Below are 19,882 nucleotides of genomic sequence, written 5' to 3'. Positions count from 1 at the left end.
CGGCCGTCCCGCCCCGGCGGCCGTCACAGCACGCGGCGGCCCTTCTGCCAGACCCCGCTCACCAGCGGTACGCCCGGGCGGTAGGCCAGGTGGACGTGGCTGGGGGCGTCGAGGAGCGTCAGGTCGGCGTACGCGCCCGGTGTGATGCGGCCGACGTCCGTGCGGCGCAGGGCCGCGGCACCGCCCGCCGTCGCCGACCAGACGGCCTCGTCCGGGGTCATCCCCATGTCCCGTACGGCCAGCGCGATGCAGAACGGCACGGACGAGGTGAACGACGACCCGGGGTTGCAGTCGGTGGACAGCGCGACTGTCACGCCCGCGTCCAGCAGCCGGCGGGCGTCCGGCCACGCGGCGCGCGTGGAGAACTCGGCGCCGGGCAGCAGGGTCGCCACCGTGCGGCCGCTCGCCAGGGCGTCCACGTCCGCGTCGGTGAGGTGGGTGCAGTGGTCGGCGCTGGCCGCGTCGAGTTCGACGGCGAGCTGCACGCCGGGGCCGTACGAGAGCTGGTTGGCGTGGACGCGGGGGTGCAGGCCCCTCGCCTTGCCCGCGGTGAGGACGGCCCGCGCCTGGTCCCCGTCGAAGGCGCCCTTCTCGCAGAACACGTCGATCCAGCGGGCGTGGGGGGCGCAGGCGTCGAGCATCTCTCCGGTGACCAGGGCGACGTAGGCGGCCGGGTCGTGCGCGTAGTCCGGGGAGACGATGTGGGCGCCGAGGTAGGTGACCTCGTCGGTGTGGGCGGCCGCCAGGCGCAGGGCCCGGGCCTCGTCCTCGACGGTCAGCCCGTAGCCGGACTTCGTCTCGAACGTGGTGGTGCCCTGCCGGAGTGCCTCGGCGAGGTAGCGCGTGAGGTTGCGCTCCAGTTCCTCGTCGCTCGCCGCCCGCGTGGCCGCGACCGTGGTGCGGATGCCGCCGGCGCCGTACGGGCGGCCCGACATGCGGGCGTTGAACTCCTCGGTGCGGTCGCCCGCGAAGACGAGGTGCGAGTGGGAGTCGACGAAGCCGGGCAGGACCGCCCGGCCGCCGGCGTCGACCCGGTTGTCAGTGGCGGGTGCTTTCCTCTGATCACCGGTCCACGCGATGCGGTCGCCGTCGATGACGACGGCCGCGTCCTGGATCAGTCCGAGGGGGGAACTGTCACCCAGGGAGGGGTCGTTGGTGACCAGGGCGGCGATGTTGGTGATGAGCGTGCTTGCGGTGCTCGCGGAGTGGGCGGGGCTGACGGTCGTCGCGTTGCTCATGGCGTCCTTGCTGGCCTGGTCGGCGGTGGGCCGGGGGTCGGGGGCGGACCGCCCGCGGGGGCGGTCCGGGGTCATCCGCGCAGGTCTGCGACGGCGTCCGCGAGGGCCCGCGGCACGTCCGGGACGAGCGTGTGCACCCCGTCCCGCACGACGTGCCGCCCTGCCACGACCGTATGCGACACGTCCGCTGCCGACGCGGCGAATACGGCCGTCTCGGCCCCGAGTCGCGGAAGCGGCCCTGCCGTCCTGACCGAGTCCAGGCGGATCGTCGTGAAGTCGGCGAGCGCGCCGGGCTCCAGGGCGCCCGCGTCCGGCCAGCCGAGGGCGGCGTGACCGTCGGCGGAGGCGGCCCGCAGCAGGGCCGCGGCCGTCCAGTGGCCCCGGGTGCGGGAGCGCAGCCGCTCGTTCAGCTCCATCGCCCGCGCCTCTTCGAGCAGATCGATCACGGCGTGGCTGTCGGAGCCCAACGACAGCGGGGAGCCGGCCCGTTGCAGGGCGACGGCGGGTCCGATGCCGTCGGCCAGGTCCCGCTCGGTGGTCGGGCACATGCAGGTGCCGGTGCCGGAGCCGCCGAGCAGGGCGATGTCCTCGTCGGTGAGGTGGGTGTTGTGGACGCCGGTGGTGCGCGGCCCAAGCACTCCGTGGTCGGCCAGGAGCCGGGTGGGGGTGCGGCCGTGGGCCTCGCGGCAGGCGTCGTTCTCGGCGGTCTGCTCGGAGAGGTGCACGTGCAGCGGGGCCCGGCGTTCCTCGGCCCAGCGGGCCACGGTCGCCAACTGGGCGGCGGGCACGGCCCGTACGGAGTGGATCGCCGCTCCCATCCGGGCGTGGGCGCGGTCCTTCAGGGCGGCGCAGCGTTCGGCCCAGGCGTCCGCGGTGCCGTCGGAGAAGCGCAGCTGGGGGGTGGTGGGCGGGTGCCCGAAGCCGGAGGAGAGGTAGGCGGTGTCGAGGAGGGTGATGCGGATGCCGGCTTCGGCGGCGGCCGCGACGAGGGCCTCGCCCATGGCGTTGGGGTCGGCGTAGGGGGTGCCGCCGGGGGCGTGGTGGACGTAGTGGAACTCGCCGACGGCCGTGATGCCGGCCAGGGCCATCTCGGCGTACACGGCGCGGGCCAGGGCGTGGTAGCTGTCCGGGGTGAGGCGGGCGGCCGTGGCGTACATGACCTCGCGCCAGGTCCAGAAGGTGCCGGAGCCGACCTGGACGGTGCCGCGCAGGGCCCGGTGGAAGGCGTGGCTGTGGGCGTTGGCGAGGCCGGGCAGGGTCAGGCCGCGCAGGACCTCGGCGCCGGGGGGCGGGGCGGGGGTGTCCGGGCGGACGGCGGTGACGCGGCCGCCGTCCACGTCCAGGGCGACGCCCGGCTCGACGGCCGAGCCGAGCCAGGCGTGCTCCAGCCAGTACGTCTGTGTCACCTGCGGGCCAGTCCTTCCAGTACGTCGGCCAGGGCGAGCACACCGGCGACGCAGTCGTCCTCGGTCGCGGACTCGGCCGGGGAGTGGGAGACGCCGGTGGGGTTGCGCACGAACAGCATGGCGGTCGGGATGCTGCCGGACAGGATCCCGGCGTCGTGTCCGGCTCCGGTGCCGAGGACGGGGACGGTCAGCTCGGTGTCCTTGCCGAGGATGCGGGCGAGTTCGTCGCGCAGGGCGTGGTCGAACTCGACGACGGGCGTGAAGGACTCGCGGACGACCGAGAGGTCGACGCCGTGGGCGGCGGCGTACTGAGCGGCGGCCTTCTCGATGCCCGCGACGACGGTGTCGAGCCTCTCCTGGTCCTCGGCGCGGGAGTCCAGCCAGCCGCGGACGAGGGAGGGGATGGCGTTGACGCCGTTGGGCTCCACGGCGATCTTGCCGAACGTGGCGACGGCCGAGGCGAGTTCGGCCTCGCGGCGGGCGGCGAGGACGGTCTCGGCGTAGGGCAGCATGGGGTCGCGCCGGTCGGCGAGCCGGGTGGTGCCGGCGTGGTTGGCCTCGCCGGCGAAGTCGAACCGCCACCGGCCGTGCGGCCAGATGGCGCTGGCGATGCCGACCCGGTCGCCGGACAGGTCCAGGGCCCGGCCCTGCTCGACGTGGAGTTCGACGAAGGCGCCGATGCGGGCGAGCCGTTCGGGGTCGGGTCCGATCGTCTCCGGGTCGTGGCCGGCGGCCTCCATGGCCCGGGGCAGCGAGGTGCCGTCCGCGTCGGTCAGCCGGTGGGCGGCGGCGACGGTGAGCTGCCCGGCGGTGAGCCGCGAGCCGACGCAGGCGAGTCCGAAGCGGGCACCCTCCTCGTCGCCGAAGTTGACGATGCCGAGGGGCTTGGCGAGGTCCGCTCCCCTGTCGCGCAGCTCGTCCAGCGCCGCGAAGGCGGAGACGACGCCGAGGGGCCCGTCGTAGGCGCCGCCGTCGGGCACGGAGTCGAGGTGGGAGCCGGTGACGACGGCGTCGCCCCGGGCAGGGTCGCCCAGCCAGGCCCACTGGTTGCCGTTGCGGTCGGTCTCACAGGCCAGGCCGCGGGACTCGGCCTGCTCCTCGAACCAGGCCCGGCAGTCGAGGTCGGCGCCGGTCCAGGCGAAGCGGCGGTAGCCGCCGGAGGCGGAGCTGCGGCCGATCGGCAGCAGCTCCGCCCACATGCTGTGGAAGCTCACGCCTGGTCACCCTCGCGCATCGGGACGCGCACCCCGCGCTCGCCGGCGACGGACTCGGCGATGTCGTAGCCCGCGTCGACGTGCCGGATGACGCCCATGCCGGGGTCGTTGGTGAGGACGCGGCGGATCTTCTCCCCGGCCAGCGGGGTCCCGTCGGCCACGGTCACCTGCCCGGCGTGGATCGACCGCCCCATGCCGACGCCGCCGCCGTGGTGGATCGACACCCAGGACGCGCCGGAGGCGACGTTGACCATGGCGTTGAGCAGCGGCCAGTCGGCGATCGCGTCGGAGCCGTCGAGCATGGCCTCGGTCTCCCGGTAGGGGGAGGCGACGGAGCCGCAGTCGAGGTGGTCGCGGCCGATGACGACCGGGGCGGCCAGCTCCCCGCTCGCGACCATGTCGTTGAACCGCTCACCGGCCTTGTCGCGCTCGCCGTAGCCGAGCCAGCAGATGCGCGCGGGCAGGCCCTGGAAGTGGACGCGCTCGCCGGCCATCCTGATCCAGCGGGCCAGGGACTCGTTCTCCGGGAAGAGGTCGAGGATCGCCTTGTCGGTCTTGGCGATGTCGGACGCCTCGCCGGACAGGGCCGCCCAGCGGAAGGGGCCCTTGCCCTCGCAGAACAGGGGGCGGATGTAGGCGGGGACGAAGCCGGGGAAGGCGAAGGCCCGGTCGTACCCGGCGAGCCGGGCCTCGCCGCGGATGGAGTTGCCGTAGTCGAAGACCTCGGCGCCGGCGTCCATGAATCCGACCATGGCCTCGACGTGCCGGGCCATGGACTCGCGGGCGCGGGTGGTGAAGCCGGCCGGGTCCTTGGCGGCCGCGTCGGCCATGTCGTCGAAGTCCACGCCGACCGGCAGGTAGGCCAGGGGGTCGTGGGCCGAGGTCTGGTCGGTGACGATGTCGATGGGCGCGCCCATGGCGAGGAGCTGGGGCACCAGTTCGGCCGCGTTGCCGAGCACGCCGATGGACAGGGGGCGGCGGGCGTCGCGGGCCTCGGTGGCCAGGGCGAGCGCGTGGTCCAGGCTGTCGGCCTTCACGTCCAGGTAGCGGTGTTCGATGCGCCGGTCGATGGCGCGCGGGTCGCAGTCGACGCAGATCGCGACACCGTCGTTCATCGTCACGGCGAGCGGCTGCGCGCCGCCCATGCCGCCGAGTCCGGCGGTGAGGGTGATGGTCCCGGCCAGCGAGCCGCCGAACTTCTTGGCGGCGACGGCGGCGAAGGTCTCGTAGGTGCCCTGGAGGATGCCCTGGGTGCCGATGTAGATCCACGAGCCGGCGGTCATCTGGCCGTACATGGTCAGGCCCAGCTGTTCCAGGCGGCGGAACTCCTCCCAGGTGGCCCAGTCGCCGACCAGGTTGGAGTTGGCGATGAGGACGCGCGGGGCCCACTCGTGGGTCTGCATGACGCCGACCGGGCGGCCGGACTGGACCAGCATGGTCTCGTCCTGCTTGAGGCCCTGGAGCGTGCGGACCATGGCGTCGAAGGAGCGCCAGTCGCGGGCGGCCTTTCCGGTGCCGCCGTAGACGACGAGCTTGTCGGGGTGCTCGGCGACCTCGGGGTCGAGGTTGTTCTGCAGCATCCGCAGGGCGGCCTCCTGCTGCCATCCCAGGGCGCTCGGTTCCGTGCCGCGCGGTGCTCGGACAGGACGGGGTCCTGACATGGTGTGCCTCCTGGTGGGTGCTCGCTCCCGGCGGGATGTTGCTGCTTCTATTCACATCCTGGCGTTATGAATAGACCTAGTCAACACCTTGGCGGCCGACGCGGCCGGGCCGGGGGTGTTTGGCTGGGTGCCATGGGCGCAGACATCGCAGCGGAAGAAGCGGACGGATCCGGGGCCGCGCGGGCGGCCCGGCGGGACGAGGCGGTGCGGGCCGCCGTGGAGCAGGGACTGGTCGGACCGGACCGCCCGGTCGTCGCGCTGCTGGACGTCACCGGCATCCGGGAGTCGGCGGCCGGGCTGCGGGCCGCGTTCGAGGCGGTGACGGCCCCCGGCACCGCGGTGCTGCACGCCTTCGCGGTCAAGGCGACCCCGCTGGTACCGGTGCTGCGGCTGCTGCGCGAGGAGGGCGTCGGGGCGGAGGTCGCCAGCCCCGGCGAGCTGGCCCTGGCCCGGGCCGCGGGGGTGCCGGCGGCGATGACGGTGCTCGACTCGCCCGCCAAGACACCGGCCGAGCTGCGCGAGGCGCTGCACCTGGGCGTCGCGGTCAACGCGGACAACCCGCAGGAGCTGGCGCGGCTGGACGCGCTGATGGGGTCGGCGGCCGTCCGCTCCCCGATCGGGATGCGGGTGAACCCGCAGCTCGGCGGGGGTTCCATCGAGGCGCTGTCGACAGCGACGGCGACCAGCAAGTTCGGCGTCGCGCTGCGGGACGAGGGCGCGCGGGAGTGGGTGGTCCGGGCGTACCTGGACCGGCCGTGGCTGACCCGGCTGCACACGCACACCGGCTCCCAGGGCATCGCGCTGTCCCTGATGGTGCGCGGCGTCGCGGAGACGTACGCGCTGGCCGAGGAGATCAACCGGCGCGCGGGCCGGCGGCAGGTCGACACGCTCGACCTCGGCGGCGGACTGCCGGTGAACTTCGCCTCGGAGGCGACGACGCCGACGCACGCGCAGTACGCGCGGATGCTGGCCGAGGACGTGCCGGGGCTGTTCGACGGGCGGTACGGGCTGGTCACCGAGTTCGGTCGGTCGCTGCTGGCCGAGCAGGGCACGGTGCTGACGCGCGTGGAGTACGCCAAGAGCTCCGGCGGGCGCCCGGTCGCGGTCACCCACGCCGGGGTGCAGGTGGCCGCCCGGACGGTGTACGCACCGCGGAGCTGGCCGCTGCGGATCGCCGCGTACGACGCGACGGGGCGGCCGAAGGAGGGGCCCGTCGTGGTGCAGGACGTGGCCGGCCCGGCCTGCTTCGCGGGGGACCTGCTGGCCGAGGGCCGCTCCTTGCCGCTGCTGGAGCAGGGCGACCACGCGGCGGCGCTGGACACCGGGGCGTACTGCTTCGCGCACCACTACGCGTACAACTCGCTGGTGCGGCCGGCGGTGTACGGGTTCTGGCCCGGGGGCCGGTTCGCGGTGGTGCGCGAGGCGCAGACCGTCCGGGAGGTGGTCACCGAGTCCGGTGGCGCCCACGTCGACGCCCTGACCTGAGCGCCCCCGGCACCGCGGGACGGGTGCGGGACGCGGGGCCCCGCGCGTCTCGCGGCTCAGACGAGCGCCGGGGCCTTGCGGCGGGCTCCGCCCGGGGCCGCGTCACCCGCGGCGATGCCCGTGCTGCGGTACGCCCTGACCCGCGGGCCGGCCGGGCGGGCCGCACCCGAGCGCAGCCAGTCCACCCGGACCCACAGCAGCGCCTCGCCGGTCTGCTCGCGGCGGCCGAGCCAGGCGGCCTTCAGCCACAGGCCCGCTCCGCAGCCGGCCAGCAGCATGCCGCCCGCGGCCGGCACGGCGAAGGCCGAGCCGACGGCCGCCGCGAAGGCGAGCAGGAGCCACCAGCGGTGCAGGCGCCGCCAGTTGCGGGTCGTCACCGCGCGGTCCTGGAGCACGTCGTGCTTCCCGGCGCGGGCGGCGCAGGCGGCCAGGGCGGCGTACCGCCGCCGCCGGGCGCAGGCGACGGCCACCGCCGCCAGGACGAACAGCGCGGCCCCGGCCAGGAGGCCGATGCGGCGCCCTGTCAGTCCCGGCACCAGCGCTCCGACACCTGTCGCGCACACACCCAGCCACCACAGCGGGGCGGCCCCCGCCCGTACGACGACGGCCACCCGGGCCAGTCCCTGTGCTCCGCGTGTCACGTTCAGCCTCCGTCCAGTACCCGAAGCGTCTGAAAGGGGTTGCAGCGCAGGCAGGTTAGCGGCGGAACCTGAGACCAGTCTGAGAAACCGGACGGGGGCGTTCAGTCGACGAACAGGCCCCGCGCGGCGGCCTTGGCGTCGAACTCCTCCAGGCGCGACTGGGCCTCGGGCAGGTCGTCGCACATGGCCTCCAGCAGCACCCGTCCCAGCAGCATCGGGGCGCAGGCCGTGTCGAAGGCGAGGCCGGTGCCGACGGCGGCGGGCAGCAGCAGGTCGGACGCCTTGGCGACCGGGGCGAAGGCGGAGTCGGCGACGGTCACGACGGTCAGCCCGGCCTGCTCCCTGGCGTAGGCGAGGGTGTCGAGGACCTCGCGGGGGTGCCGGGGCAGGGCGAAGCACAGCAGGGCGCTCGCCCCGGCCCGCACGGCCGCGTCGATGCGGTCGTGGAGCATGGTGCCGCCCTCGCCGAGCAGGCGTACGTCGGGGTGGACCTTGGCGGCGAAGTAGGCGAAGCCCTGCGCCTGGGCGGCCGCCGCCCGCAGCCCGAGGACGGGCAGGGGCCGGGAGGCCGCCAGCAGTCGGCCCGCGCGCCGCACGGGTGCGGGGTCGGCCAGCGCCTCCGCGAGGTGCCGCAGGTTCTCGATCTCCGCCTCGACGGCCTGCTGGTACTCGTTGCTGGCCCCGGTCTCCCCCGCGCTCTCGGCGGGGGCGACCTCGCGCAGGTGCCGGCGCAGGGCCGGGTAGCCGTCGAAGCCGAGGGCGACGGCGAAGCGGGTCACGGACGGCTGGCTGACCCCCGCCAGTTCGGCGAGCTCCACGCTGGACAGGAACGGCACGTCCGCGGCGCGGCGCACCATGCTGTGCGCGATGCGCCGCTGGGTCGGCGTCAGCCGGTGGCCCTCGAAGAGGGCCTGCAGCCGCGCGGCAGGGCTGTCGGTCACGCTCATGACGTGCTCCCCCTCGCCTATTCAGTAGCTGAGGATTCTGCATGAGCATATGCAGACCGGCAAGCGGGGCCCGGAGCGGGCGTCCCCGCCCCGGCACACCCCCGGCGGGAGACGGGGGCTAACCCCAGTGCGGCCCGGGCCGCCCCTTCCTACCGTGGGTGCCATGAGCGGAATGGACGCGCGCGACACCGACCTGAAGAAGGAACTCGACGCCACCCTGCACGCCCGCAGGGACCTGGGCGAGGAGTACGAGTCGGCGCTGGTCGACTCGTTCCTGGAGAAGGTCGACCAGCGGATCGACGGCGCGGTGGAGCGCCGGGTGCGCCGGCACCTGGCCGAGCAGCAGATGCAGACGGCGCGTGACTCCCGGACGCCGGGCGCCACCGACTCCTGGGGGGAGCGCTTCGGCTTCGGGATCGTCTCCCTGGTCCTGGCGGTGCCGCTGTCCGCGATCGGCGGGGGCGTCGCGCAGACGCCGGGGCTGCTCATCGCCTGGGCGGGCATCGTCGGCGTCAACGTGGCCCAGGCCGCCCGCACCAACCCGGCCCTGTTCGGCGGCCGCCGCACGTCCCGCAAGGACGACGACTGGTCGGACTGACGACGGACGGCCGGGCCTGGCGACCGGATGGGCCTGGCGACCGGCTGGGCGGCGACCGGGCGACCGGACAGGCCGACGGCAGGACAGGCCGACGGCAGGACAGGCGATGACCCGCCCGACCGAGGGCCCGCCTCGCCGAAGGCCCGCCCGGCGAAGGCCCGTCGTGGTCAGACCTGGCGGGTCGGCAGCGCCACGATCTGCCGCAGGTTCACCCGCCGCGGCCGGCTCGCCGCGTAGGCCACCAGGTCGGCCAGCTCCTGCGCGGACAGCGCGCCCACCTCCTCCAGCATCCCCTCGACCTGCCGGGACAGTTCCGCGTCGGAGATGTGCGTGCGCAGCTCGCTCTCCACGAACCCGGGCTCGATGTTGGTGACCCGCACGTCGCGCGGCCCGAACTCCCCGCGCAGGGTCTGGGACAGGTAGGTCACGGCGGCCTTGGTCGCGCCGTACACGGCGTAGTTCGGGAAGCCGAGGTGCGCGGCGATGGACGAGATGTTCACGATGTCGGCGCTGCGGCCGTCCGCGGCGGCGGCCACCAGGTCGGCGGTGAAGGCGCCGATGACGCGCAGCACTCCGGTGACGTTGGTGTCGATCATCCGCTGCCACTCGTCGGTGCGCCGGGCGTCGACGGGGTGCGGCAGCATCACGCCGGCGGCGTTCACCACCAGGTCGACCGTCCCGTACGCGCCGTGGATCCGCTCCACGGCGTCCGTCACGGACGTCTCGTCGGTGACGTCCGCGGCGACGGCCAGGGCCTGCCCGCCGTCGGCGCGGATCTTCCCGGCGATCACCGCGAGCCGTTCCTCGCGGCGGGCCAGCAGCGCCACCCGTGCGCCCTGCTCGGCCAGCAGGACCGCGACGGCCTCGCCGATGCCGCTGGCGGCTCCGGTGACGACGGCGGTGCGCCCGGCCAGGTTCTCGTACGGCATGGGTACTCCCTCGGGTCGGGGCCGGGACGTCCGCCCGGCCTCGTCCACCACGGTGGGCCGGGGCGGCGGCCCTACCCAGGGCTGTGCTTTTCCTGGGTCCGGCAGTACCAGGCCGGCGGGGCCGGACCGGCCTAGGCTCGGAGCCATGGACGGAGAGCTGATGGACGGAGAGCTGGGGGACTTCCTGCGGTCGCGCCGGGCCCGGATCCGGCCGGAGGAGGTGGGGCTGCCCTCGTACGGCCGCCGCCGCGTCCCGGGGCTGCGCCGCGAGGAGGTGGCGCAGCTCGCCGGGGTGAGCGTCGACTACTACGTCCGCCTGGAGCAGGGCCGGGGACCCGGGGACCCCTCCCGGACCAGGTCCGGCGGGGTCTCGGACGCGGTGCTGGACGCGCTGGCGCGCGTGCTGCGGCTGGACGCCGCCGAGCACGCGTACCTCCGGGCGGTCGCCCGGCCCCGCCGGCACGGCGTGCGGGCCTCGGGCGCCTCCCGGGACACGGAGTCGCGGGTGCGCCCGGGGGTGCAGCTGATCCTGGACGGCATGGACCGTCACCCGGCCTACGTCCTGGACCACCGCATGGAGGTCCTCGCCTGGAACGCCCTCGCCGACGCCCTGCTCGGCTTCGGCGGCGCGGACGACCTCAGCCTGCCGCGCCGGCTGTTCCTGGACCCCGCCTCCCGCGACCTGTACCCCGCCTGGGACGAGGTGAGCGCGCAGATGGTCGCGCACCTGCGGCTGCAGGCGGGCCACCACCCCGGGGACCGGGCCACGGGTGCACTCGTCGCCGAACTGTCCGAGGGCAGCGCGGAGTTCCGCCGCCTGTGGGCCGACCACCTGGTCAAGCCCTGCGACCACGGCGTGAAGCTGCTCCGCCACCCGGTCGCGGGCCTGCTGAGCCTGCCCTACGAGACGCTGACCGTGCCGGGGGCCCCGGACCGGACGATCGTGGCCTACGTGCCCGAGCCGGGCTCGGACGCCCAGGAGCGCCTGGCGCTGCTGGGGAGCTGGGCGACGACCCGCGCGCAGTGACCGCGGCGGCGCGTCCGGCCTCGTCTCGCGGAGCGCGTCCGGCCTTCTCCACGAGAGAGGGAACCCGCGGGACAGGAGGCCCGCGGGAGACGGCATGGGTGCGCGGGAGACGGCATGGGTGCGCGGGGACCGCCGCACCCCCGCGAACGGGGGGCGGGACGACGGCGGTCCCCGCGAGGGCGCCGAGCGCGGTCAGGCCACGCTCGGCGTCCGTGGCGTCCGTGGAGGTCCGGGAGCCGCTCCGGAGGTCCTGCGACGCCGCTCGGCGCCGGCCCGGCGGGGGTCCTCCCCCAAGCGCTCAGCGCCTGGGATCCTTGCCCCTCGCCCTGCCGACACCTCAACTGTGCAGGGCCCGTGTTAAGCGGGTGCTGCGCGGACGTGACACCCGCGTACCACTTGCGCGAAGTGCGCGAAGCCCGCGCTCTCCCGCGACTTCCCGCAGTTCACGGGCAGTTCGGAGCCTGGCCCGTCACTTGCCGGTCTTGGCGAGGAAGGAGAGCAGGTCCTGCCGGCTGACCACACCGGTCGGCTTGCCCTCGACCAGGACGATCGCGGCGTCCGCCTTGCCGAGCACGGCCATCAGGTCGGCGACCGGCTCGCCGGAGCCCACCTGGGGCAGCGGGCCGGACATGTGCTTCTCCAGCGGGTCGTCCAGGGAGGCGCTCTTGCTGAACAGCGCGTCCAGCAGCTCGCGTTCGACGACCGAGCCGACGACCTCGGCGGCCATCACGTCGGGGTGGCCGGCGCCCGGCTTGACGACCGGCATCTGCGAGACGCCGTACTCGCGCAGCACCTCGATGGCCTGGCCGACCGTCTCCTCCGGGTGCATGTGGACGAGGGAGGGCATGCGGTCGCCCTCCTTGTCGTTCAGCACGTCGGCGACGCGGGCGCTGGAGCCGGAGTCCTCCAGGAAGCCGTAGTCGGCCATCCACTCGTCGTTGAAGATCTTGCTGAGGTAGCCGCGGCCGCCGTCCGGCAGCAGGACCACCACGACGTCGTCCTCGCCGAGCCGTGCGGCGACCTCCAGCGCGGCCGCGACCGCCATGCCGCAGGAGCCGCCGACCAGCAGGCCCTCCTCCTTGGCGAGGCGGCGGGTCATCTGGAAGGAGTCCTTGTCGGACACGGCGACGATCTCGTCCGCGACGGTGCGGTCGTAGGCGGTCGGCCAGAAGTCCTCGCCGACGCCCTCGACGAGGTAGGGGCGGCCGGAGCCGCCGGAGTAGACGGAGCCCTCCGGGTCCGCGCCGATGACCTTGACCTTGCCGTCGCTGACCTCCTTGAGGTAGCGGCCGGTGCCGGAGATGGTGCCGCCGGTGCCCACGCCCGCCACGAAGTGCGTGATCCGCCCCTCCGTCTGGTCCCACAGCTCGGGGCCCGTGGAGTGGTAGTGCGAGAGCGGGTTGTTGGGGTTGGAGTACTGGTCGGGCTTCCAGGCGCCCGGCGTCTCACGGACCAGCCGGTCGGAGACGTTGTAGTACGAGTCCGGGTGCTCGGGGTCGACGGCCGTGGGGCACACGACGACCTCGGCGCCGTAGGCGCGCAGCACGTTGATCTTGTCGGTGCTGACCTTGTCGGGGCACACGAAGATGCACTTGTACCCCTTCTGCTGCGCCACGATGGCGAGCCCGACCCCGGTGTTGCCGCTGGTCGGCTCGACGATCGTGCCGCCGGGCTTGAGCGCGCCGCTCTCCTCCGCCGCCTCGATCATGCGCAGGGCGATGCGGTCCTTCACCGAACCGCCGGGGTTGAAGTACTCCACCTTGGCCAGGACGGTCGCCCTGATGCCCTTGGTCACGCTGTTGAGCCTCACCAGCGGGGTGTCGCCTACGAGGCTGATCATCGAGTCGTGGAATCGCACCGTTGTCTCCGGATGCCGCAAAAGAAGTGGTCCTAGTGGTTCCGCCAGCCTAGGCCCTGCGGCCCGCATCCCGCTGTCCGCCCGGGAGCGGGCGGCGGGCCGGGCCGCGCGGCCGGGCCCGCCCCGTGGTCCGTGACGGTCGTTCACCGCCCGTTGCGATTGGAGCACGGGCTGTACGGGGCAAGCACTGGGTGTACGGGTTGGAGGAGGTGGCGGCGACGCATGTCGAGCATGTCGAGGGCGAGGGTGGCCCGGCGGATCGCGGCCGGCGCTGCGTACGGCGGCGGCGGGATCGGTCTGGCCGGCGCGGCCACGGTGGGGCTGGTGCTGGCGGAGGTGCAGCTGGCCCGGCGCCGGGTGGGCAACGGCACGTCACCGCACGTGCCGAAGGGGGACGGACTGTACGGGCACGGATACGGCACCGACGCCCCGCTGCGGCTGACCATGCTGGGTGACTCCACCGCGGCCGGCCAGGGCGTGCACCGCGGCTCGCAGACCCCGGGCGCGCTGCTGGCGTCGGGGCTCGCGGCCCTGGCGGAACGCCCGGTGCTGCTGCGCACGGTGGCCACCCCCGGAGCCCGGTCGGACGACCTGGACCGGCAGGTGGCACTGGTGCTGGCCGACCCCGGTCCCCTGCCGGACATCTGCGTGATCATGATCGGCGCGAACGACGTCACCCACCGGATGCCCCCGGCCCGCTCGGTGCGTTACCTGTCCTCGGCGGTGCGGCGGCTGCGCACCGCCGGCGCGGAGGTCGTCGTCGGCACCTGTCCCGACCTGGGGACGATCGAGCCGGTGCGCCAGCCGCTGCGCTGGCTGGCCAGACGGGCCTCCCGCCAGCTGGCGGCCGCCCAGACGATCGGCGTCGTCGAGCAGGGCGGCCGCACGGTGTCGCTGGGCGACCTGCTGGGGCCCGAGTTCGCGGAGAACCCGCGCGAGCTGTTCGGCCCCGACAGCTACCACCCCTCGGCCGAGGGCTACGCGACGGCGGCGATGGCGGTCCTGCCGACGGTCTGCGCCGCCCTGGGCCTGTGGCCGGCCGAGGAGGAGCGTCCGGACGCCTCCCGCCGCGAGGGCTTCCTGCCGGTGGCACGGGCGGCCGCGGAGGCCGCCTCGGAGGCGGGGACCGAGGTCGCGGCGGCCATGCCGGCCGGTCCGCGGGGCCCCTGGGCGCTGCTCAAGCGCCGGCGCCGGCGGCGGGTGCCGGAGCAGGAGGCGGCCCCGGCCGCCCCGTCGAACTGAGCCGGACGAAAAAGCAAGCGCTTAGAAAACTGCGGCCAGGGTCACACCGCGACACCCGTGACCCAGCCCATACGTACGGGTAACTTCCCAGTCAGCCCTGCCCGACCACCCGGTACGTCAATGGAGCCGTGATGCCCGAAGCCGTGATCGTCTCAGCCGCCCGCTCCCCCATCGGCCGTGCCTTCAAGGGCTCCCTGAAGGACCTGCGGCCGGACGACCTGACCGCCACGATCATCCAGGCCGCCCTGGCCAAGGTCCCCGAGCTGGACCCGCGCGACATCGACGACCTGATGCTCGGCTGCGGCCTGCCCGGCGGCGAGCAGGGCAACAACCTCGGCCGGATCGTCGCCGTGCAGATGGGCATGGACCACCTGCCGGGCTGCACCGTCACCCGCTACTGCTCGTCCTCGCTGCAGACCTCGCGCATGGCCCTGCACGCCATCAAGGCCGGCGAGGGCGACGTGTTCATCTCGGCCGGCGTCGAGACGGTCTCCCGCTTCACCAAGGGCAACTCCGACAGCCTCCCGGACACGCACAACCCGCTGTTCGCCGACGCCGAGGCCCGCACCGCCGCGGTCGCCGCCTCCGAGGGCTCCGACTGGCACGACCCGCGCGAGGACGGCCTGCTGCCCGACCCGTACATCGCGATGGGCCAGACCGCCGAGAACCTGGCGCGCCTCAAGGGCGTCACCCGCCAGGACATGGACGAGTTCGGCGTCCGCTCGCAGAACCTCGCCGAGGAAGCCATCAAGAACGGCTTCTGGGAGCGCGAGATCACCCCGGTGACGCTGCCCGACGGCACGGTCGTCAGCAAGGACGACGGCCCCCGCGCGGGCGTCACCCTGGAGGGCGTGCAGGGCCTGAAGCCGGTCTTCCGCCCCGACGGCATGGTCACGGCCGGCAACTGCTGCCCCCTCAACGACGGCGCCGCCGCGCTGGTGATCATGTCCGACACCAAGGCCCGCGAGCTGGGCCTCACCCCGCTGGCGCGCATCGTGTCCACCGGCGTCTCCGGCCTGTCCCCCGAGATCATGGGCCTCGGCCCGGTGGAGGCCACCAAGCAGGCCCTGCGCCGTGCCGGGCTCACCATCGGCGACATCGACCTGGTCGAGATCAACGAGGCGTTCGCCGCCCAGGTGATCCCCTCCTACCGCGACCTGGACATCCCGCTGGAGAAGCTGAACGTCAACGGCGGCGCCATCGCCGTCGGCCACCCCTTCGGCATGACAGGCGCCCGTATCACCGGCACGCTGATCAACTCCCTGCAGTTCCACGACAAGCAGTTCGGCCTGGAGACGATGTGCGTCGGCGGCGGCCAGGGCATGGCCATGGTCATCGAGCGCCTCAGCTGAGCACCGCTGCGTAGTCGCCATAGCACACGCTGTGAAGCACGAGCCCAGAACCCCGGAAACGCCGGGGTTCTGGGCTGTTTTGTGATCCAATCTCCCCCAGGATGTGACCTATCTCCCTCTGCGGGGGGAGAACCGCAGGTCACGACAGCACCACCCCCTCCCCCGTCACCGAAGTCCTGTCCGTTTCGTGATGTTACGCACTGACAGCAGGTCAGTCCGCCCTTCAAGCTGATGTAGGAAGTCGGGGGTCGACTTTGAACCGGGAGTACGTCAGTGAGCGCCATGCCGATCGCGTTGCTGGTCACCACGGCCGCCACGGGGGCCGTGGGCGTCGCCGTCCTGCGCACCGTCCTGCAGCTGCGCCGACAGGTCGCGGCCCTGCACACCGCGCTGGCCGAGAACCGCGCCGCCACCACCCGCGCCCTGCTGCCTGCCGCCCGCACCACGGCCGACACCGACGAGATACGGGCCGCCGTGGCCGCGGCGCTGGCGGAGGAGCGGGAGCGCGAGCTCGCCGAGGCGCGCGCCTTCTGGGCCGCCCAGGAGGCCCGTGACGCCTCCGACGCGCCGTCCCTGCTGGGTCTGCCCGACACGGATCTGTTCCTGCCCCGGCAGGCCGACTTCGCGGGCCTGGAGCCGGTGTCCGAGCCCGGCGCCGCGGAGGCCGACGAGCCGGCCGGGGAGTCCCCGGAGCTGGCCGCGGCCCGCCGCCGGCACCCCTCCCACCCGGACTTCGTGCCGAACCCGTCGCCGGTGGTCGACGACCACGAGCGCACGGTCGCCGCCCTGGAGGAGCTGGCCGCCTCCCGCATCGAGCTGACGGACGTCCGCCCGGGCCCTCTGGGCACCCTCGACGTGTACGTCTTCGCCGACGGCACCACGCTGTGCATGACCCCAGGCCACCGGGAGACGGCGGAGCGGCTGGCGCAGGCCCTGCGGGCGGGCCGCAGCGCCGTCCTGCTGGGCGGCTCGGGCATCTCGGGCGCCTACACCCTCACCTTCGAGTGCGGCGACGAGAACGTCTACATCCTGGCCGACCGGGTCATCGCGTCCTTCTAGACCCGCTCACACCGCGCGTGCAGCGGGGGCGGCTCACACCCCCGCCCGCTTCTGGGCCTCCTCGACCAGCCGCACCGCCTCGTCGACGTCGGCGTCAGCGGGGAGCACCACGGCCAGGTCGTGCCCGGCGACCATGATCTGGTCAGCGGCGGCGAACATCCCCGCGTCGGGCATCTCCCGGGGCTCCTCGCCCTCGAGGACCTGCGCCCTGCGGGACAGCTCCCGGGCCAGGCCGAGCGCCTCGGCGGCAGCGCCTCGCTGCAGCCGGCTCTGGGGCGCGGCCCTCAGACGATCGGCGAAGTGATCAACGGCTCGGAGGAGGGGCGTCGTATCAACCACGCGGCGAGCGTACGCGTCGTACCGGGACTGTTGCCAACGGGCGAACACTCAGGCACGGTGACCTGAAGGACCGGCTTGTATCCCAGCGTCCGGAGGCGCCGATGTCCCAAGTCTTCTCCGAAGAGACCCACCGCAACATGCTCGCCCGCATTCCGCACTGCACCGGTCGTGAGATCTCCGACTGGTTGCGCACCGTCGAAGAAGGCCCGGCGCTCTTCCGCTTCGAGGAAAAGGTCAGCTGGCTCCGGCACGAACACAACCTGGCGTACGGCCACGCCAAGGCGATCATCCACGAGTACGACCTGAGGCGGGCCGCGCGCAAGCTTCTCTAGGCACGCGCACCCGGGCCTCCCCACGACGAAGGGCCCCGGCCGGAGCCGGGGCCCTTCGCGCACGACCGGGTCGGAGCTAGTCGCTGCTGTTGAGGATCGACAGGAGCCTCAGGAACTCGAGGTAGATCCACACCAGCGTCAGCGTCAGGCCGAAGGCGGCCAGCCAGGCCTCCTCGCGCGGGGCGCCGTAGGCCACGCCGTCCTCGACCTGCTTGAAGTCCAGGGCGAGGAAGCAGGCACCGAGGATGATGCCGATGACGCCGAAGACGATGCCGAGGGCACCGCTGCGGAAGCCGAGGCCGTCACCGCCGCCGAACACCGCGAACAGCAGGTTCACGGTCATCAGCAGGATGAAGCCGAGCGCGGCCGCCATCACGAAGCCGTAGAAGCGGCGGTTGACGCGGATCCAGCCGGCCTTGTAGGCGATCAGCACACCGGCGAAGACCGCCATGGTGCCGATCACGGCCTGCATGGCGGCGCCGTCGGCGATGCGGTTGTCGACGATGTTGGACACGACGCCGAGGAAGACACCCTCGAACGCGGCGTACGTCAGGATCAGCGCGGGCGAGGCCTTGCGCTTGAAGGACTGCACGAACGCCAGGACCATGCCGATCAGCGCGGCGCCGATACCGATGCCGTAGCTGCGGCTGATGTTGGCGTCGTCGACCGGCAGGAGCGCCCAGGAGAGCGCCGCGGTGACGACGAGGACACCGAGCGTGCTGGCGGTGCGCAGGACGACGTCGTCGATGGTCATCCGGCCGGTGGTGGCCGGGGCCTGCGGCGGCGCGCCGTACTGCTGGTCCTGCTGGGCGTAAGGGTTCTGCGCGTACGGGTTCTGCGCGTACGGGTTGCCCGTGGGCTGGGCGTACGGGTTGCCCTGGGTGGCGACAGCGGGACCCCCGGCCTGCGGCGCGGTGTTGAAGCCCGCGTAGCCGTTGTCGCGGCTGAACCCCCGTCGCGAGAAGACCGGGTTTCTGCTCCTCATTTCACTCCTCCATGGCCACACAGCATGGCCTTGGCTCAAGAGTAATAGGTAGGCAAAGGAATGACCCTACTGCTTGGGGAGGATCTTTCCCTCGTCGTGCAGCGCAACACGCTACGCCGCTCCTTGATTCCCCAGGCCGGAGGGCTTCATTCCACAGCAACCCGGTACAGGTCCGGAACCGGCTCGGTACCGGTCGGTGATCATCGGCCGGCGGAGGTCCGTCGCCGACGCGGCGAGGGATCACGTCAGGGGGCCGTACGAAGATCGGAAAGTGCCCGGAGCCGGACTTGAACCGGCACGCCCGCGAAGGGGCAGCGAGGTTTAAGCTCGCCGTGTCTGCATTCCACCATCCGGGCAGGCCATGGGCTCCGCAACGAGGTCCGAGACTATCGGGACGCGTCCCCCGAACAGCGGACGGGCGGGCCGATGTTGTCTTATTTTATTGACGTCTGAGGGTGCATCAGCACACGGGACGCGCTGTCCGCACTTGCCACCAGCCTTGCGTGGGACTGACAGCGGCGTATGCGGAATGACGGAATTTCACCTCCCGAACGAGGGCGTTCCACCTGTTCCCGACAGCCGGAGGCGCAGGTTCCGGTCATCAGGGCCTCTCAGGGGCGCCGTGTCATCCCCAGGTATGACACCGGGCGCCCGGGTCCGACCCGAGTCGCCCCCCGGAACCGGAACAGCGGGTGACTACACGGGCGCCGCGGACCCGGACGATGGAACACGTCCTTGCTTCCGCACAGCCGTCCGACAGGAGAGCCATCCCGTGACCACCGCATCCCTCGCCGACCGGGCCACCGCCGTGGCCGCGTGCGCCACGGATCTGTCCAAGATCTACGGGCAGGGTGAGACCCAGGTGGTCGCCCTGGACCGGGTTTCCGTCGAGTTCCGCCGGGCCGAGTTCACCGCGATCATGGGACCGTCCGGTTCGGGCAAGTCGACCCTGATGCACTGCGTCGCCGGCCTCGACACCTTCTCCTCCGGGTCGGTGCGCATCGGCGACACCGAGCTGGGCTCCCTGAAGGACAAGCAGCTGACCAAGCTGCGCCGGGACAAGATCGGCTTCATCTTCCAGGCGTTCAACCTGCTGCCGACGCTGACGGCCCTGGAGAACATCACCCTCCCCATGGACATCGCGGGCCGCAAGCCGGACCGGCAGTGGCTGGACTCCGTGATCGGCATGGTCGGCCTGGCCGACCGGCTCGGCCACCGGCCCTCCCAGCTCTCCGGCGGTCAGCAGCAGCGCGTCGCCGTGGCCCGGGCGCTGGCCTCCCGGCCCGAGATCATCTTCGGGGACGAGCCCACCGGAAACCTCGACTCGCGCTCCGGCGCCGAGGTCCTGGGCTTCCTGCGCAACTCGGTGCGCGAGATGGGCCAGACCGTCGTGATGGTGACCCACGACCCGGTGGCCGCGTCCTACGCGGACCGCGTGGTCTTCCTCGCGGACGGCCGGATCGTCGACGAGATGCACCGGCCGACGGCCGACACGGTCCTCGACTTCATGAAGCAGTTCGACGCCAAGGGCCGCACCAGCTGATCCCCCGCCAGGACCGACAGGACTGA

General features: G+C 73.3%; 18 protein-coding genes and 1 tRNA gene. 8 read left to right on the top strand and 11 right to left on the bottom strand.

The features are described from left to right. Positions 1 to 23: 23 nt before the first annotated feature. The 4 genes from hutI to hutU are packed head-to-tail and all read right to left on the bottom strand — an operon-like array spanning position 24 to position 5,519. Entirely contained in the window at positions 24 to 1,313 is a 1,290-nt protein-coding gene (hutI, locus tag ACFYWG_RS29295) for an imidazolonepropionase (protein WP_389204164.1), read from the bottom strand. After that, positions 1,310 to 2,644 carry a formimidoylglutamate deiminase gene (locus ACFYWG_RS29290; RefSeq protein ID WP_389204163.1) on the bottom strand — a complete coding sequence of 445 codons (1,335 nt, stop codon included), beginning with the start codon at positions 2,642 to 2,644 and terminating at the stop codon, positions 1,310 to 1,312. Before ACFYWG_RS29290 ends, hutI begins: the two co-directional genes overlap by 4 nt. Next, positions 2,641 to 3,858 carry an allantoate amidohydrolase gene (locus ACFYWG_RS29285; protein ID WP_389204162.1) on the bottom strand — a complete coding sequence of 406 codons (1,218 nt, stop codon included), beginning with the start codon at positions 3,856 to 3,858 and terminating at the stop codon, positions 2,641 to 2,643. Before ACFYWG_RS29285 ends, ACFYWG_RS29290 begins: the two co-directional genes overlap by 4 nt. Continuing rightward, complete coding sequence (hutU, locus tag ACFYWG_RS29280; RefSeq protein WP_383506101.1) at positions 3,855 to 5,519, bottom strand: urocanate hydratase; 1,665 nt, start codon at positions 5,517 to 5,519, stop codon at positions 3,855 to 3,857. The genes ACFYWG_RS29285 and hutU overlap by 4 nt, the downstream gene beginning before the upstream one ends. 132 nt (positions 5,520 to 5,651) lie before the next feature. On the opposite strand from hutU, the gene ACFYWG_RS29275 reads away from it, so the two are divergent. After that, the gene (locus tag ACFYWG_RS29275; RefSeq protein ID WP_389204161.1) at positions 5,652 to 7,004 is read left to right on the top strand and encodes a diaminopimelate decarboxylase; all 1,353 of its coding nucleotides are present in this window, start codon (positions 5,652 to 5,654) and stop codon (positions 7,002 to 7,004) included. A gap of 56 nt (positions 7,005 to 7,060) precedes the next feature. On the opposite strand, the gene ACFYWG_RS29270 is transcribed toward ACFYWG_RS29275, so the two are convergent. Both ACFYWG_RS29270 and ACFYWG_RS29265 read right to left on the bottom strand, forming a co-directional pair. Then, positions 7,061 to 7,645 carry a hypothetical protein gene (locus ACFYWG_RS29270; protein WP_383506095.1) on the bottom strand — a complete coding sequence of 195 codons (585 nt, stop codon included), beginning with the start codon at positions 7,643 to 7,645 and terminating at the stop codon, positions 7,061 to 7,063. 101 nt (positions 7,646 to 7,746) lie between these two features. After that, positions 7,747 to 8,592 (bottom strand): MurR/RpiR family transcriptional regulator, encoded by an 846-nt coding sequence (locus ACFYWG_RS29265; protein WP_376332750.1) that lies wholly within the window; start codon positions 8,590 to 8,592, stop codon positions 7,747 to 7,749. A 172-nt stretch (positions 8,593 to 8,764) separates the two neighbouring features. Between ACFYWG_RS29265 and ACFYWG_RS29260 the strand changes: the two genes are divergently transcribed. After that, positions 8,765 to 9,190: a hypothetical protein gene (locus ACFYWG_RS29260; protein ID WP_376332757.1), complete on the top strand. Its 426-nt coding sequence runs from the start codon at positions 8,765 to 8,767 to the stop codon at positions 9,188 to 9,190. Between the two features lie 167 nt (positions 9,191 to 9,357). Here ACFYWG_RS29260 and ACFYWG_RS29255 read toward each other — a convergent pair whose 3' ends face one another. Beyond that, positions 9,358 to 10,119 carry an SDR family oxidoreductase gene (locus tag ACFYWG_RS29255; protein ID WP_389204160.1) on the bottom strand — a complete coding sequence of 254 codons (762 nt, stop codon included), beginning with the start codon at positions 10,117 to 10,119 and terminating at the stop codon, positions 9,358 to 9,360. A gap of 160 nt (positions 10,120 to 10,279) precedes the next feature. Here ACFYWG_RS29255 and ACFYWG_RS29250 point away from each other — a divergent pair, with 160 nt between their 5' ends. Beyond that, positions 10,280 to 11,146 carry a helix-turn-helix domain-containing protein gene (locus ACFYWG_RS29250; RefSeq protein ID WP_389204189.1) on the top strand — a complete coding sequence of 289 codons (867 nt, stop codon included), beginning with the start codon at positions 10,280 to 10,282 and terminating at the stop codon, positions 11,144 to 11,146. 469 nt (positions 11,147 to 11,615) lie between these two features. Here the strand turns inward: ACFYWG_RS29250 and ACFYWG_RS29245 are convergent, their stop codons facing one another. Then, positions 11,616 to 13,004, bottom strand: coding sequence for a cystathionine beta-synthase (locus ACFYWG_RS29245; RefSeq protein ID WP_376332753.1), 1,389 nt, complete (start codon positions 13,002 to 13,004; stop codon positions 11,616 to 11,618). Positions 13,005 to 13,226: 222 nt separating this feature from the next. Between ACFYWG_RS29245 and ACFYWG_RS29240 the strand changes: the two genes are divergently transcribed. From ACFYWG_RS29240 to ACFYWG_RS29230, 3 genes are all read left to right on the top strand, one after another. After that, on the top strand, positions 13,227 to 14,246 hold the full coding sequence (locus ACFYWG_RS29240; protein ID WP_389204159.1) for an SGNH/GDSL hydrolase family protein: 1,020 nt from the start codon (positions 13,227 to 13,229) through the stop codon (positions 14,244 to 14,246). Positions 14,247 to 14,377: 131 nt separating this feature from the next. Further along, complete coding sequence (locus ACFYWG_RS29235; protein ID WP_376332434.1) at positions 14,378 to 15,598, top strand: acetyl-CoA C-acetyltransferase; 1,221 nt, start codon at positions 14,378 to 14,380, stop codon at positions 15,596 to 15,598. Positions 15,599 to 15,871: 273 nt separating this feature from the next. Beyond that, positions 15,872 to 16,657 (top strand): hypothetical protein, encoded by a 786-nt coding sequence (locus ACFYWG_RS29230; RefSeq protein ID WP_383506085.1) that lies wholly within the window; start codon positions 15,872 to 15,874, stop codon positions 16,655 to 16,657. Positions 16,658 to 16,690: 33 nt separating this feature from the next. On the opposite strand, the gene ACFYWG_RS29225 is transcribed toward ACFYWG_RS29230, so the two are convergent. After that, positions 16,691 to 16,996 carry a hypothetical protein gene (locus ACFYWG_RS29225; protein WP_376332430.1) on the bottom strand — a complete coding sequence of 102 codons (306 nt, stop codon included), beginning with the start codon at positions 16,994 to 16,996 and terminating at the stop codon, positions 16,691 to 16,693. Positions 16,997 to 17,097: 101 nt separating this feature from the next. On the opposite strand from ACFYWG_RS29225, the gene ACFYWG_RS29220 reads away from it, so the two are divergent. Then, positions 17,098 to 17,328 (top strand): DUF4287 domain-containing protein, encoded by a 231-nt coding sequence (locus ACFYWG_RS29220; RefSeq protein ID WP_059424410.1) that lies wholly within the window; start codon positions 17,098 to 17,100, stop codon positions 17,326 to 17,328. Positions 17,329 to 17,404: 76 nt separating this feature from the next. Here ACFYWG_RS29220 and ACFYWG_RS29215 read toward each other — a convergent pair whose 3' ends face one another. Continuing rightward, entirely contained in the window at positions 17,405 to 18,313 is a 909-nt protein-coding gene (locus ACFYWG_RS29215; RefSeq protein WP_376332428.1) for a Bax inhibitor-1/YccA family protein, read from the bottom strand. 272 nt (positions 18,314 to 18,585) lie between these two features. Then, positions 18,586 to 18,669: transfer RNA gene (locus ACFYWG_RS29210), tRNA-Leu, on the bottom strand. Positions 18,670 to 19,085: 416 nt separating this feature from the next. Here ACFYWG_RS29210 and ACFYWG_RS29205 point away from each other — a divergent pair. Further along, positions 19,086 to 19,856, top strand: a complete 771-nt coding sequence (locus ACFYWG_RS29205) for an ABC transporter ATP-binding protein (protein ID WP_389204158.1) — start codon at positions 19,086 to 19,088, stop codon at positions 19,854 to 19,856. Positions 19,857 to 19,882: the final 26 nt, after the last annotated feature.

This window comes from Streptomyces sp. NPDC003456, assembly GCF_042878735.1.
Classification (GTDB): Bacteria; Actinomycetota; Actinomycetes; order Streptomycetales; family Streptomycetaceae; genus Streptomyces.
Note: the sequence above shows the minus strand (reverse complement) of the source record. Positions and strands in the feature narration are given on the sequence as shown.

Excerpts from the sequence above, each read along its gene's own strand:
- hutI (WP_389204164.1), bottom strand. The coding sequence starts at position 1,313 with ATGACCCCGGACCGCCCCCGCGGGCGGTCCGCCCCCGACCCCCGGCCC.
- ACFYWG_RS29215 (WP_376332428.1), bottom strand. The coding sequence starts at position 18,313 with ATGAGGAGCAGAAACCCGGTCTTCTCGCGACGGGGGTTCAGCCGCGAC.
- ACFYWG_RS29265 (WP_376332750.1), bottom strand. The coding sequence starts at position 8,592 with ATGAGCGTGACCGACAGCCCTGCCGCGCGGCTGCAGGCCCTCTTCGAG.
- ACFYWG_RS29255 (WP_389204160.1), bottom strand. The coding sequence starts at position 10,119 with ATGCCGTACGAGAACCTGGCCGGGCGCACCGCCGTCGTCACCGGAGCC.
- ACFYWG_RS29235 (WP_376332434.1), top strand. The coding sequence starts at position 14,378 with ATGCCCGAAGCCGTGATCGTCTCAGCCGCCCGCTCCCCCATCGGCCGT.
- ACFYWG_RS29250 (WP_389204189.1), top strand. The coding sequence starts at position 10,280 with ATGGACGGAGAGCTGGGGGACTTCCTGCGGTCGCGCCGGGCCCGGATC.
- ACFYWG_RS29275 (WP_389204161.1), top strand. The coding sequence starts at position 5,652 with ATGGGCGCAGACATCGCAGCGGAAGAAGCGGACGGATCCGGGGCCGCG.
- ACFYWG_RS29240 (WP_389204159.1), top strand. The coding sequence starts at position 13,227 with ATGTCGAGCATGTCGAGGGCGAGGGTGGCCCGGCGGATCGCGGCCGGC.
- ACFYWG_RS29220 (WP_059424410.1), top strand. The coding sequence starts at position 17,098 with ATGTCCCAAGTCTTCTCCGAAGAGACCCACCGCAACATGCTCGCCCGC.
- ACFYWG_RS29260 (WP_376332757.1), top strand. The coding sequence starts at position 8,765 with ATGGACGCGCGCGACACCGACCTGAAGAAGGAACTCGACGCCACCCTG.
- hutU (WP_383506101.1), bottom strand. The coding sequence starts at position 5,519 with ATGTCAGGACCCCGTCCTGTCCGAGCACCGCGCGGCACGGAACCGAGC.